The 13,610-nt window shown below is 60.9% G+C and carries 11 protein-coding genes and 1 pseudogene; all 12 read left to right on the top strand.

Features of this window, described 5'->3' with window-relative positions; all coding sequences use genetic code 11:
- Nucleotides 1–89 precede the first annotated feature (89 nt).
- Nucleotides 90–601 (top strand): annotated as a pseudogene (lepB, locus tag RAH42_RS05825) (signal peptidase I).
- Nucleotides 601–1,467 (top strand): GTPase, encoded by an 867-nt coding sequence (locus tag RAH42_RS05820; protein WP_078016734.1) that lies wholly within the window; start codon nt 601–603, stop codon nt 1,465–1,467. Before lepB ends, RAH42_RS05820 begins: the two are co-directional and overlap by 1 nt.
- The gene (locus RAH42_RS05815; RefSeq protein ID WP_078016735.1) at nt 1,464–2,024 is read left to right on the top strand and encodes a ribonuclease HII; all 561 of its coding nucleotides are present in this window, start codon (nt 1,464–1,466) and stop codon (nt 2,022–2,024) included. Before RAH42_RS05820 ends, RAH42_RS05815 begins: the two co-directional genes overlap by 4 nt.
- Before the next feature lie 40 nt (nt 2,025–2,064).
- Nucleotides 2,065–2,559, top strand: a complete 495-nt coding sequence (locus RAH42_RS05810) for a YraN family protein (RefSeq protein WP_078016736.1) — start codon at nt 2,065–2,067, stop codon at nt 2,557–2,559.
- On the top strand, nt 2,543–4,054 hold the full coding sequence (locus tag RAH42_RS05805; RefSeq protein WP_240496155.1) for a YifB family Mg chelatase-like AAA ATPase: 1,512 nt from the start codon (nt 2,543–2,545) through the stop codon (nt 4,052–4,054). The genes RAH42_RS05810 and RAH42_RS05805 overlap by 17 nt, the downstream gene beginning before the upstream one ends.
- A complete protein-coding gene (gene dprA / locus RAH42_RS05800; RefSeq protein ID WP_317540161.1) occupies nt 4,051–5,118 on the top strand; it encodes a DNA-processing protein DprA in 1,068 nt (355 codons plus the stop codon). Before RAH42_RS05805 ends, dprA begins: the two co-directional genes overlap by 4 nt.
- An 18-nt stretch (nt 5,119–5,136) precedes the next feature.
- Nucleotides 5,137–6,018, top strand: a complete 882-nt coding sequence (locus RAH42_RS05795) for a pyruvate, water dikinase regulatory protein (protein WP_078016739.1) — start codon at nt 5,137–5,139, stop codon at nt 6,016–6,018.
- 69 nt (nt 6,019–6,087) lie between these two features.
- The gene (ppsA, locus tag RAH42_RS05790) at nt 6,088–8,466 is read left to right on the top strand and encodes a phosphoenolpyruvate synthase (RefSeq protein ID WP_078016740.1); all 2,379 of its coding nucleotides are present in this window, start codon (nt 6,088–6,090) and stop codon (nt 8,464–8,466) included.
- A gap of 84 nt (nt 8,467–8,550) precedes the next feature.
- The gene (locus tag RAH42_RS05785) at nt 8,551–8,883 is read left to right on the top strand and encodes a hypothetical protein (RefSeq protein ID WP_143521817.1); all 333 of its coding nucleotides are present in this window, start codon (nt 8,551–8,553) and stop codon (nt 8,881–8,883) included.
- Between the two features lie 24 nt (nt 8,884–8,907).
- Complete coding sequence (gene topA / locus RAH42_RS05780) at nt 8,908–11,208, top strand: type I DNA topoisomerase (protein ID WP_317540160.1); 2,301 nt, start codon at nt 8,908–8,910, stop codon at nt 11,206–11,208.
- The gene (trmFO, locus tag RAH42_RS05775; RefSeq protein WP_078016743.1) at nt 11,209–12,546 is read left to right on the top strand and encodes a methylenetetrahydrofolate--tRNA-(uracil(54)-C(5))-methyltransferase (FADH(2)-oxidizing) TrmFO; all 1,338 of its coding nucleotides are present in this window, start codon (nt 11,209–11,211) and stop codon (nt 12,544–12,546) included.
- Between the two features lie 176 nt (nt 12,547–12,722).
- Nucleotides 12,723–13,610, top strand: a complete 888-nt coding sequence (locus RAH42_RS05770) for a tyrosine recombinase XerC (protein WP_233543519.1) — start codon at nt 12,723–12,725, stop codon at nt 13,608–13,610.

The following is a 13,610-nucleotide window of genomic DNA, read 5'->3' as shown; positions in this document are numbered from 1 at the left end:
AGAAGAACTTTCTGTCTGGAGGTAATGGTATGGTGATCAGGGAATGGTGGGAGAATTTGATCGCTCCCGCCGTGAGACTTTGGGAAAAGATGATTCCCGCGGCGTGGCTTCGCGAAACGTTGGAGACCGTGATCTGGGCGGTCGTCCTGGCCCTGCTTCTGAAGACGTTCGTCATCCAGGCTTTTTGGATCCCCAGCGGTTCGATGCTTCCCACGCTCCTTGAGGGAGATCGCGTTCTGGTCTGCAAATTCGAATATCTGCTCCGTTCTCCGCGCCGCGGGACATCTTTGTCTTCAAGTATCCCAAAGATCCCGGCGTCGATTACGTGAAGCGCCTGATCGCCCTGCCCGGCGATAAATTCGAGGTACGGAACGGCGTCGTCTGGATCAACGACCGGAAAGTCGACGAACCCTACGTGACGTTCCGCGACACGTACAATCATGCGCCGGTCGTCGTGCCCGAAAAGTCGTACATCGCGCTCGGCGACAACCGTCCGAACTCGGCCGACAGCCGTTATTGGGGCTACGTGCCCGAACAGAATATCCGCGGTCCCGTGATCCTGCGCTACTGGCCGCTGAGCAGGATCGGGCTGGTAAAATAATGGCGGGCAGGACGGCGTGGTTCCCCGGCCACATGGCCAAGGGCACCCGGCAGCTGGAAGAACTTCTCGACAAGCTCGACGTGATCGTCGAGGTCCGCGACGCGCGCGCCCCCGAGCTGACCGCGTCGCCGCTGACGAAAAAATTTGCGCGGCGCCGGCCCGTCTGGATCGTCATGACCAAACGGGATCTGGCGGACAAGGACATCACGGCGCAATGGCTCGGTCATTATAAAAATAACAGGCGCGAGGCGTGGGCGTTCGATCTGCTGTCACGGCAGATCGCGCCTTTGAAGCAGGCCTTCACGCGCTGCAAGCCCAAATATCGCGAGCTGCGGGTCGCGGTCGTGGGGATCCCCAACGTGGGCAAATCGGCGCTGCTGAATTTGCTGATCGGCAAAAAATCCGCGCCGGTCGGCGGCATCCCCGGCATCACCCGCGGCGTTTCCTGGTACCGCGGCGGCGATTTTCTGGTCGTCGATTCGCCCGGCATCCTCGATCCGCGCTCGGGCGCGGCCGTCCAAAGGGCCCTGGCCTGGCTCGGCTGTTCCAAGGCGGACGTGATCGGCGGCTACGACACGGTCGCCTGCTCTTTGATCGATTATCTGCAGCGGCAGGGGCTCTGGCATTTTATCGAAGAGAAGTGGGGCGTCCCCGCCGACCCGGAAGACACGGCGGCCGTTCTCGAAGCCGTCGGACGCCGATTGGGCTGTCTCGTCAGCGGCGGGATGGTCGATTATACGCTCGCCGGCCGGCGTTTTCTCGAATCGTTCTCCACGGGGAAGCTGGGCAATCTTTCGCTGGAGAGTCCGACGATGCCGGCGGCCGAAAGACTTCAGGCGCCGGAAGATGGGGATGAAGACGAGTGATTCTGGCAGGGGTCGACGAAGCGGGGCGAGGCCCTCTGGCCGGTCCCGTCGTGGCGGCGGCGGTCGTGCTGACGGAAGCGCAGCGGGAAGAACTGGTCGGTCTGGGGCTCCGCGACTCGAAAAAAATGACGCCGCCGCGGCGCGAAAAAGTACTGGCGCGCATGCTCGAACTGAACGTCGTCTGGCGCGCCGCGTCGGCGCCGGCCGAACGGATCGACCGGCTGAACATCCTGCGGGCGACTTTGTGGGCGATGCGCCGTGCGGTCGAAAGGCTCCCGCTTGACGTCGACGGCGTGATCGTCGACGGCAACCAGGAGATCCCCGGCCTGAACGTCTATCAGCAGGCGGTCGTCGGCGGCGACGATATCTATCCGCAGATTTCCGCGGCTTCCGTCGTCGCCAAAGTGCTTCGTGACCGCGTGATGACGGTCTACGACGGTATCTATCCCGATTATGGCTTTGCCCGGCACAAAGGTTACGGGACCGAGGCGCATCGCCGCGCGATTGCCGAACTGGGGCCAACGCCGATTCATAGAAGAAGTTTTTCCTGGAGGTAACCTTCCTGCGAATCCCCATTTCTTTACAAGAGGCGCTGTCATGAGACAACTCACGTTGAATCTTAAAGAGCGGATCGGCCGGCTGCTGAAGCCTGCGCGGCCTGCGAAAGATACCGAGAGCGGTATCCTGACGCAGGCCGAGCGGGCTTTTTTTCTGGCGAAGCAGCGCGCGGCCGTCGGCCGGTGGGCTGAGGAACTGGCCGCCGCTTTTTTGCAAGCGCGAGGGCTGAAGATTTTGGAACGCAACGTCAGAGAACGCTTCTCCGAGCTGGATCTGATCGCTCTGGAAGGGAACGTGCTCGTCTTTGTGGAGGTGCGCTGCCGGCGCAAAAATCCCGTCATGTCGGCGCAGGATTCGATCGGACCGCTGAAATGGAAACGCCTGGTCCGCGGCGCCGAGCTCTATACGCTGCGGCGTCGGTGGCGCGGCGAATGGCGGATGGATCTGGTCAGCGTCGACGTGGATCATGAACGCTGGCATTTGCGGTGGCTCAGATATCTGGAAATGGAAGGAGCGGATGACCGTGGCTGCTGAAATACAAGGCATCACGCTGCGCGGCATCGAAGCGTTGCCGGTGGAAGTGGAATCGGAGATCACGTCGGGGATGTTCTCCTTTTCGGTCGTGGGGCTGCCCGACGCGGCGGTGCGCGAATCGCGCGAACGCGTGCGCGCGGCGCTACGCGAGCTGGATATCTCCATTTACGGCCGCATCGCCGTCAATCTCGCTCCGGCCGATCTGCCCAAGGAGGGGAGTCTGCTCGATCTGCCGATCGCGGTGGCTCTGGCCTGCGAGAAGGAATATTGTTCTCCGCCCGGCGCGGCGATTTATATGGGCGAACTGGCGCTGGACGGACGGGTGCGTCCCGTCCGGGGCGCGGTCCCTGCGGCGATGCTGGCGCGTTCGCTGGCCCTGCCGCTTTTCTGTCCCGAAGGCAACGCCGCGGAAGTGGCGCTGGTCGACGGCGTTGAGGCGTACAGCGTGCCGACGCTGAAAGATCTTTTGCTCTTTCTGCGTCACGAGAAAGAGTTGAGCCGAGTCGTCAAGAACATGCCGCCTTCGGAGTTGAACGCCGTCGAACCGGATTTCGCGGACGTGAAGGGACAGATGATCGCGAGAAGAGCTCTCGAAATCGCGGCGGCCGGCCATCACAACATTTTGCTTGTCGGCTCTCCGGGCAGCGGCAAGACGCTGATGGCGCGCGCCTTGCAGGGCATTTTGCCGCCGCTGTCCGACGACGAGTTTCTCGAAACTCTGCTGATCCGGAGCGCCGTCGGTCTGTCGGCCCCCGTCGACCGACGCCGTCCTTTCCGACAAGTTCATCATACCGCGAGCACCGTCTCCATCTGCGGCGGCGGCAGCGATATCCGCCCCGGCGAAGTGAGCCTTGCGCACCGCGGCGTGCTGTTCCTCGACGAATTCACGGAGTTTCGCCGGGATCTGATCGAGGCGTTGCGTCAGCCGCTGGAAGACGGTTTCATCACGGTGAACCGGGCGGCGGGCAGCGTCACGTACCCGAGCCGGGTCTTGCTCGTGCTGGCGGCCAATCCGTGCGCCTGCGGCTGGCGCGGCGATCCGCTCGAGCAGTGCCGCTGCAGCAGTCAGGAACTGGAGCGCTATAAAAGAAAATTCTCCGGTCCGATGCTGGACCGAGTGGATCTCTACGTCTCGGTGCCGCGTTTGACGCCGCAAGAACTGCTCGAACTGGGAGGAACTCCCAGGGAAAGCAGCGCGGAAATCCGCGCCCGAGTCCTAAGAGCCCGAAAGCGGCAATGGGAGCGCAAAGAACGCGTCGGCGCGGAGTGCAACGCGGAATTGTCCGAGAAGATGCTGCGGTGCGAAATAGGCTTGAGCGCCGAGGCGCGAAGATACCTGACCGCGATGGCCGAACGCCTGCGGCTTTCCGGCCGGGGCTTGAGCCGCGTCCTGCGCGTCGCCCGCACGATCGCCGACCTCGCGGGGGAGCGAAACGTGGATGACCGCGCGGTCGCCGAAGCGCTGGCCTACAGAGATTCGGGAGTGCTGGAATGAACGAACTGGAATTGTGCGTCTGGCTGAACGGGTGCGAAGGACTTTCGGCAAACGCGCTCCAGCACGTGGATCTCTCCGACGGACCGGAAAGAATCGTTGAAAAGCTGCGCCACGGCGAAATCGTTTCTCAGCGCGGCGCCGAGAAATTGAAAAAATTGGCTCGGGAAAACTGGCACAAAAAGGAGATCGAGCGCGCGGAAAACGCTGGTATTTTTTTAATTTCATGGTACAGTAATGAGAGATACCCGTTTCGTTTGCGCGACATCACCGAACCGCCGCTGGTGCTTTACGCAAAAGGGAATTTGCCGGATTTCGAGTCGGCGTATTCAGTCGTAGGAACGCGTCGCTGCACCCCTTACGGGTTCAAAGTCGCCGCCCTGATCGGCAGCGCGCTGTCGCGCGCGGGAATGACCGTCGTCAGCGGCGGGGCGCGCGGCATCGACGGCGCCGCTCACGGCGGCGCGCTGGAAAACGACGGGACGACCGTGGCCGTTTTGGGCACGGGCGTGGATGTCGTCTGGCCGCCGGAACACGACGAGCTTTTCGACAATATCCTGCGCCGCGGCGCGCTGCTCAGCGAATACCCTCTGGGCACTGTGGGGCGCGCCTGGCGTTTTCCCCGCCGCAACCGCATCATCGCGGGGCTGTCGAAAGCGTTGATCGTTGTGGAATCGCCGCTCAAAGGCGGCGCGATGATCACGGCGCGGCTGGCCATGGAAATGGGGCGCGACGTGTGGGCGGTGCCGGGGCGGATCGACGAACGGGTCTGCGAGGGCAGCAATCGCTTGATCCTCGACGGCGCTTCGCCGTTGGTCAATGTGGCGGATTTCGTCGATCATGTCAGCCATTTCGGGCAGCTCGATCTGTTTGCTCCACTGGAACTCGGCGACGATGAACGGCGGGTTCTGGACTGTCTTGCCGATCAGGGGGACCTGACGCTGGATCAGATCTCAAAGAGAACCGGTATTGCCGCGGTAGAATTGATGCGCTTGATTTCGGGACTTCAGGTTCAGTCGCTTATTTATACTTCAGGGGGCGGACGCTGGAGAGCGGTTCCACATTAGAAAGCCGAGGGAAGACCGATGAGTACGGACAGTTACGAACTTTTCTCTTCTGAAGCCGAACAAAACGGTGTGAAGCTGGAGATCTTCATCGTTTCCGATTTTACGGGCGAAACCGCCGAAAGCGTGACGCGCGCCGCGCTGCGCCAGTTCGATGAGGCGCGGCACGTCGTGGCGCTGCATCGTTTCCGCACGGTTGATACGATCGACAAGCTGATCAACATCTGCTGGCAGGCGAAGGAAAACAAGGCGATCATCGTCTGCACTCTGGTGGCGCAGTCGGTGCGCGAGGCCCTGATGCGTTACGCGGGGGAGATGGGCCTGAAGGTCATCGACCTGATCGGTCCGACGCTGGATACGATCTCGGCACGGCTGGGAATTCCTCCCAAGGGGACGCCGGGGTCGCAGCACAAGCTTGACGAAGCCTATTTCCGCCGCGTCAAGGCCCTCGAGTTTTCGAGCACCTGCGACGACGGCGCCAACCCCAACCTCCTGCCGGAGGCCGAACTGGTCATCGTGGGCGTTTCGCGGACCTGCAAGACGCCTCTGTCGATGTATTTGGCCAACAAAGGCATCCGCACCGCCAATGTCCCGCTCGTCCCGGAACTGGCGCCGCCGGATGAGCTTTTCACTCTGCCGCACGGCCGCATCATCGGCCTGATCATCCAGCCCGAAGCGCTGCGCAAGATTCGCCGGGAACGGCTGCAAATCATCGGTCTCGATCCCGATAAAGCTTTTTACGCCCAAGAAGGACGCGTCAAAGCCGAGCTCGATTACGCGCGCCGTATTATGGAGCGCCTGCAGATCAAAGCGATCGACGTGACGGGCCGCGCCTTGGAGGAGACGGCTCAGGTCGTTCTGGACTATCTTCGTGAGCAGGGGTGCCCCGCTCTGCTGGGGTGATGGGCTCTCATCAGGCGGGATACACCCGGTTTCAAGCAATAAATATCTTAATTTTTGGAGGCTGCGCCGATGGAAAACTACAATGCAATTAAGTGGTTTGAAGAGATACGCAAAGATGATATTCCTGTTGTGGGCGGCAAGGGGGCTAACCTGGGCGAGCTGACCTCGACCGGCGCTCCCGTTCCTCCCGGATTCTGCGTGATTGCCGAAACCTATGCGCGTTTTATCAAGGAGAACGGCCTGAACGCGCAGATCTCGGACCTTCTCAAGGACCTGGATTTTGAAGATACGGCGGCGCTCCAGCAGAGGACGGAAACGATCCGGGCTCTGATCCAGAAAGCGCCGATTCCCGCTTCCATCGAAAAGCAGATCGTCGAAGCCTACGAAAAACTGGCGGATAAGGTGGGGCTGAAAGATCCCGACGTCGCCGTCAGAAGCTCCGCCACCGCGGAAGACCTGCCCGACGCCTCGTTCGCCGGGCAGCAGGACACCTACCTCCACGTGATCGGGGCCCCGTCGGTCGTGGATCATGTGAGGCAATGCTGGGCTTCGCTCTGGACGGCTCGCGCGACGTATTACCGCCAGAAGCAGAATTACGATCATTTCAGCGTTTCGCTGTGCGCCGTCGTGCAGAAGATGGTGGCCAGCGAAAAATCCGGCGTGATGTTCACCGCCAACCCCATCACGAACGAGCGCGGCCAGCTGATGATCAACGCCAGCTGGGGGCTGGGCGAAGCGGTCGTGTCGGGGGCGGTCTCGCCCGACGAGTTCATTCTCGACAAGGAGACGCTTACCGAGCTGGACGTCACCATCGCCGACAAAAAGATCATGATCGTCGACAAGGAAAAGGCCGGCGGCACCGCCACCGTGAACGTCGCCGATTATCTGGGACCGGCCGCGGTCAGCTCCCGCTGCATGAGCGTCGAAGAAGTCCGACGCTTGGCCGAGGCCGGCAAGGCCATCGAGGCGCATTACGGCGTTCCCATGGACATCGAATGGGGACAGGACAGGGACACGAAAAAACTCTACATCCTTCAGGCTCGTCCGGTCACGACCCTGAAAGCGGAACCCGCCAAAAAGGAGAACACGATCATGGATCAGAAAACTCTAACGGTGCTTGTGCGCGGACTGGCGGCCTCGCCCGGAATCGCCCACGGGCGTGTGGTGCGCATCGATTCGCTTCAGGAGATCGCCCGCGTCAAGGACGGCGACGTGCTGGTGACGGGCATGACCAATCCCGACATGGTCCCGGCCATGAAAAAAGCCTGCGCGGTCGTCACCGACGAGGGCGGACGCACCTGTCACGCGGCCATCGTTTCCCGCGAACTGGGGATCCCCTGCATCGTCGGCAGCAAAAACGGCACCGAAGTCCTGACGGAAGGCATGGAGATCACCGTCGACGCCACCCGCGGCGTCGTCTACCGCGGCAATGTCAACCTCTCTTCGGATCAGGACATTCATTCGCCCGTCGCCGAGGGCGCGGCCGCGAAACAGTCGGCGGCAGTCCTTGCGGAGGCCGCTCCGATCACGGGCACGAAGATCTACATGAACCTGGGCGACGCTTCGATCATCGGCAAATACAGCCGCCTGCCGTTCGACGGCATCGGCCTGATGCGCACCGAGTTCATCTTCTCGCATATCGGCGTGCATCCCATGTATTTGCTGCGCACGGGGCGCGGCGAAGTGCTGATCAACGACATGAGCGAGGCCATCACGACCGTGGCGCAGGCCATTTATCCCCGGCCTCTGGTCGTGCGCATGAGCGACTTCCGCACCAACGAGTTCCGCGGGCTCGAGGGCGGCGAAGTGGAACCGGAAGAGAACAACCCCATGATCGGCTGGCGCGGCGTCTCCCGTTATATCTCGCCGGCCTACGAAGAAGGGTTCCGCCTCGAGTGCAAGGCCATCAAGAAAGTTCGCGACGAGTTCGGCCTGATCAACGTCTGGGTCATGCTTCCCTTTGTGCGCACGACGTGGGAAGTGGCCCGCGTGAAGGAGATCATGGCTTCCGAAGGTTTGATCCAGAATAAATCCTTCAAGATCTGGATCATGGCCGAAGTGCCGGCGGTCGTCTTCCAGGCGGAAGAGTTCGCCCGGCTGGTCGACGGTTTCAGCATCGGCAGCAACGACCTGACTCAGCTGGTCATGGGCGTCGACCGCGATTCCGGCATCCTCAACAACATGGGCTACTTCGACGAACGCGATCCTTCCGTGAAAAATGCGATCAAGACGCTGATCCATGCGGCGCACAAACAGGGAATCACGTGCTCGATCTGCGGTCAGGGGCCGTCGCTCTATCCCGACTTCGCCGAGTTCCTGGTGCGCGAAGGCATCGACAGCATGAGCGTGAATCCCGACACGGTCGCCTACACGCGGCGGCTCGTCGCGGGCGTGGAGCAGAGAATGATCCTGGGCGGCATGAGAAAACTGATGGGACAGGAGCTTTAGCTTTTCACGACAAACGAAAAGGAGCCGGAGGTTTTTGCCTTCGGCTCCTTTTACAAATTTGACAATTGGAAATTGGACGCTAAAATGTCCGACAGTCATCAAGCGTTTTTTCGGATTTTTAAGATCGAGGAGAAAGGATGTGCCTGCATGATACGAGTTTTGAGTCCCGCAGAACAGTCCTGCCTGACTGTGGACGCGCAGGCTTTGATCTATCGATATCGAACCCAGAAGTGGCTTACGCAGAAGCAGTTCGAGGATCTGATCACCGAAGTTGTCGCGATCTCCAGGATGCGCGGTTTGCCCGGCGATGCCGAATTGGTTGCCGCCGTGCTCCGCAGTATGGGCGAGGCCGATACTGCGGCAGGGTTTTGGGAAGTATCGCTTCAAAAACAGGAATCAGACCATCTCTTCAGTTGAAAACATCATTGGAAGGAGAGCATCATGGCTCCGACAGCAAAAACTCGAAAGACGGCCGCGAAAACGGTCTCGAAAAGAAAAACGGGCGCCGCGGCGACGAAAAGCGCGGTGGCTTCCGGAAAGAAGACGACGGCCGGCGCTTCTGCAAGCTCCGCATCAGTAAGGAAAAAAACGACGAAGCCCGCCGGAAAAACGTCGGGAGAAGCGAAGAAGGCCGTGCCGCCCCGGAGCGGCAAGACGTTAGTGGTCGTCGAGTCGCCGACGAAAGCGAAGACGCTGACGAAGATTTTAGGCTCCGGCTACGTCGTCAAAGCCAGCGTCGGCCATATCGTCGACCTGCCCAAGAGCCGCCTGGCGATCGACATCGAAAACGGTTTCAAACCGGAATACATTCTCGTGAAGGGCAAGGCTCCCGTAAAAAAAGAGCTGCAGACCGCGGCGGCCGCGGCCAAGAAAGTTCTTCTCGCCGCCGACCCCGACCGCGAAGGAGAGGCGATCGCCTGGCACGTCGCCGGGCTGCTCGGCGTCGATCCCGCCGACGACTGCCGGGTGCGCTTTCACGAGATCACGGCCGAGGCCGTTAGAAGCGCCGTGAAGGAACCGACTCCCATCGACATGGACCGCGTCGACGCGCAGCAAGCGCGGCGCGTGCTTGACCGCCTGGTGGGCTACACGCTGAGCCCGCTTCTTTGGAAGAAGATCCGCCGCGGACTTTCGGCCGGGCGGGTGCAGTCGGTCGCTCTGGCGATCCTCTGCGAGCGCGAGCAGGAAATCGAAAATTTCGTGCCTCAGGATTACTGGAATGTCTTCGTCGACGCGACAGCCGACGACGGACGCGCCTACAGGCTGCGCGTCGAAAGGGAGAGCGGGCGCAGCCTGCTTTCCGACGGCAAAACTCTGGCGATCGACACGCCCGCCAAAGTCCGCGATATCGAAAAGACGCTGAAGGAGAAACCTTTGGTCGTCGCGAGTTTCACGGCGAAGAAAAACGCGCGGAAACAGCCGGCCCCGTTCAAAACCAGCACGATGCAGCAGATCGCCGCAAGCCGGCTGGGATTTTCCCCGCGGCGCACCATGGGGATCGCCCAGAGTCTCTTCGAAGGCGTCGCCATCCCCGGACACGGCACGGTCGGCCTGATCACCTACATGAGGACCGACAGCCTGCGCATGGCGCCGGAAGCGCTGAACCAGGCGCGAAAAGCGATCGAAGGGCGCTGGGGCAAAAAATATCTTCCGGCGAAAGCCGTCGTTTATCAGGCTGGCGCCAACGCCCAGGACGCCCACGAAGCCATACGCCCCACGGACTTCACCCTGACGCCCGAATCGCTCAGAGAATCTCTGACGGCGGAACAGTACCGGCTCTACGACCTGATCTGGCGGCGCAGCGTCGCCTCGCAGATGGCGCCCGCCGTCGTCGACTCCGCGACGCTTGACTGCGAGTGCGGGAAATACGGACTGCGCGCCCAGGGCGCCGCCGTCAGTTTCGACGGCTGGGGCGCCGTTTGGGATCTTGACGTCAAGGATGCCATGATACAGAAGGCGCAGGAAGGCGAGCTGCTGAATATCCAGAACGTCGATTCCAAAAAGGAGCAGACCAAGCCGCCGGCGCGCTTTACCGAGTCGACGCTGATCAAGACCCTTGAAGACGACGGGATCGGCCGCCCCTCCACCTACGCGACCATCGTCGAGACGCTTTACGACCGTTCCTACGTCGCGCGCGAGGAAGGCCGCAAGTTGAAGCCGAGCGAACTGGGACGGTCGGTGAACAAATTTCTGCTCGGGCATTTCGACGGAAAATCGACGTCGCCGATCGTCGATGTCGGTTTTACCTCTTCCATGGAAAGTTCCCTCGATCAGGTCGAGTCGGGAAAGAAAAACTGGGTGGAGCTGATCGGGCAGTTTTGGGAACCCTTCACTCACGCCATCGCCGAAGCCGAAAAAGCGCCGGCGGTCCCGCCTCCGCCGCCCGAGCTGACGGGCGAGACCTGTCCGCAGTGCGGCAGGCCGCTCGTGAAAAAGCAGGGGCGCTTCGGCGAATTCATCGGCTGTTCGGGATTCCCCGAATGCCATTACATCAAGCCGGTCCAGAAGGAAATCGGCGTTCCCTGCCCGAAGTGCGGAGCCGAGCACGGCGGGCAAGTCGTGCAGCGCAAAAGCAAAAAAGGGCGTACGTTCTACGGCTGCTCCCGCTATCCCGACTGCGATTACGTTTCCTGGAACAAGCCGGCGGCGGAAAAATGCCCGCTCTGCGGCGGCCAGATGGAATATGTCGGCCGTTCGCGGACGCCCGTCTGTACGCAGTGCGGCCGCAAGGGAGAAGCCTAAATGCAGCCCGTCGTCATCGCCGGCGGCGGTCTGGCCGGTTCCGAAGCGGCCTGGCAGCTTGTGCGGCGGGGAATTCCCGTGCACATGTTCGAGATGCGGCCGGTCGTCTCGAGCCCGGCTCACCGTACCGACAAGCTGGGCGAACTGGTGTGCAGCAATTCGCTGGGCTCCGACCGCGGCGACTCCGCGGCGGGACTTCTCAAGGAAGAGCTCCGCTCCCTCGACAGCCTGATCATGAAAGCGGCCGAGGCGCATTCGGTACCTGCGGGCAAAGCGCTGGCCGTGGACCGCGAACGGTTCTCGCAGTTTGTCACCGACGCGCTGCTGGGAAATCCTCTTTTTACGCTGACCCGCCGCGAAGTGACCGAAATTCCCGAAGGCCCCTGCATTATCGCCAGCGGGCCCTTGACGTCCCCGGCGCTGGCGTCGAAGCTTCAGGCGCTGTTCGGGCAGGATTATCTCTATTTTTACGACGCCGTCGCCCCGGTGATCGAGCTGGAATCGGTCGACATGTCCGTGGCGTACCGCAAAGACCGCTATGCCGACGACGAGGGCGGCGATTACATCAACTGCCCGATGGACGAACGGCAGTATCAGACGTTTTACGAGGCCCTGATCGCGGCCGAAAGGGCCCCGCTGCACGATTTCGAAGGAAAGGCGGAATACTTCGAAGGCTGCATGCCGGTCGAAGTCATCGCCTCGCGCGGGCGCGACACGCTTCGTTTCGGCCCGCTGCGCCCCGTCGGGCTGAACGATCCCCGCACGGGGAAGCGCCCCTACGCCGTCGTGCAGATCCGGCAGGACAACGCCGAAGCCACGCTTTACAACCTTGTCGGTTTTCAGACTAATTTGCGCTGGGGAGAGCAGCAAAGAGTTTTTCGCCTGATCCCCGGGCTCGAACATGCCGAGTTCGTGCGAATGGGCGTCATGCACCGCAATATCTACGTCGACGCGCCGCGCTGCCTCGACGGCTGCCTGCGGCCTCGGGGAATGGATTCCCTTTTTCTGGCGGGACAGATGACCGGCGTGGAAGGCTACGTGGAAAGCACGGCGATGGGAGCCGTCGCCGCGCTGGGCGTTTTCGCCTGCCTGAACGGGCTGCCTCAGCTTCGCTGGCCGGCGGAAAGCGCCATCGGCGCGCTGCTTTTCAGATTGCAGGACGCCACCAATCCCCGTTTCGCTCCGACGAACGCGAATATGGGGATTTTTCCGCCTCTGGACGAAAAAATCAAAAGCCGTCGCGAACGCCATGAGAAAATTTTAAGCCGCGGACGCCTGAGATTCTTACAATTTAAGGCAAATAACGCATTGTTCTTTTCTGAACCAGGCAAAGAGTGACTTCTTGAGTGAAAAAGAAGATTGGAAATAATTTTATTTGTGTGAAATGTACTATTGTCGAAGATTTTTGGACAGAACAAAGATTTCCCAAAATTAGTGATTTTTATGTGAATTCATGTTATGATTTGACCGGCAGCGATATGAAACGGTTCGTATAAAATAGAGGAGGAACGCCAATGTCTGAGGTTTCAATGAACAGCCAGCTGGATTCTTTCCTTGAATATCTGCGGAACAACAAGGCCAGTTCCGAAAACACCGTGACGAATTACGCGGTCGATCTCGCGCAGTTTGCCGACTTTGTCGAAAACCAGAGGATCGCCCCTCACGAAATTACGACGCCGTTGATCCGCGCGTTCCTGCGCTCGCTTGCCGGTTTTGGGTATGCCAATTCCTCGATCGCGCGAAAACTTTCCGCCGTAAAGGCGTTTGAACTCTATCTTCTTGAGAAGAGACTGATCGCGGCCGATCCCGCGGCGTCGATCCGCAGCCCCCGCCTTCCCGAACGGCTGCCACGAGCCCTGTCGCGCGAGGGGATCGAGCGGCTGATCGAGGAGGCGTGGAAAATAAAGCCTTCTTTGCGCAACGGCACGATCCTCGAAGTGATGTACGGCTGCGGCGTCCGCGTGGCGGAACTCGTCTCTCTGCGCTGGGAGGACGTCGATCTGGACGAGCGCTGGCTCAAAGTCAGAGGCAAGGGCGACAAGGAACGTCTCATCCCGTTCGGCCGCTATGCCAAAGAAGCGCTGATAAAATGGAAAGCCGTGTGCCCGCAGGAATCGGGATTTCTTTTTCCGGGAAAGGCGGGCGCCGGCATCACGGTGAGGACGGTGCACCGGCTCGTGGTGCAGGCCGCGCGCAACGCGGGGCTTGAAAACGTCACGCCGCATTCAGTGCGCCACAGCTTCGCCACGCATATGCTGGAAGGCGGGGCTTCGCTGAACGTCCTGCAGGAACTGCTGGGGCACGAAAGCCTGCTGACGACGCAGCGCTATCTGAAGATCACGCCCGGTCATCTGAGAGACAGCTACATGGCGGCTCATCCCAGATCGGGCGAGGAGGAATGA

It is taken from the genome of Pyramidobacter sp. YE332 (assembly GCF_033060595.1).
Lineage (GTDB): Bacteria > Synergistota > Synergistia > Synergistales > Dethiosulfovibrionaceae > Pyramidobacter.
This window is presented reverse-complemented; position numbering and strand designations above follow the sequence as displayed.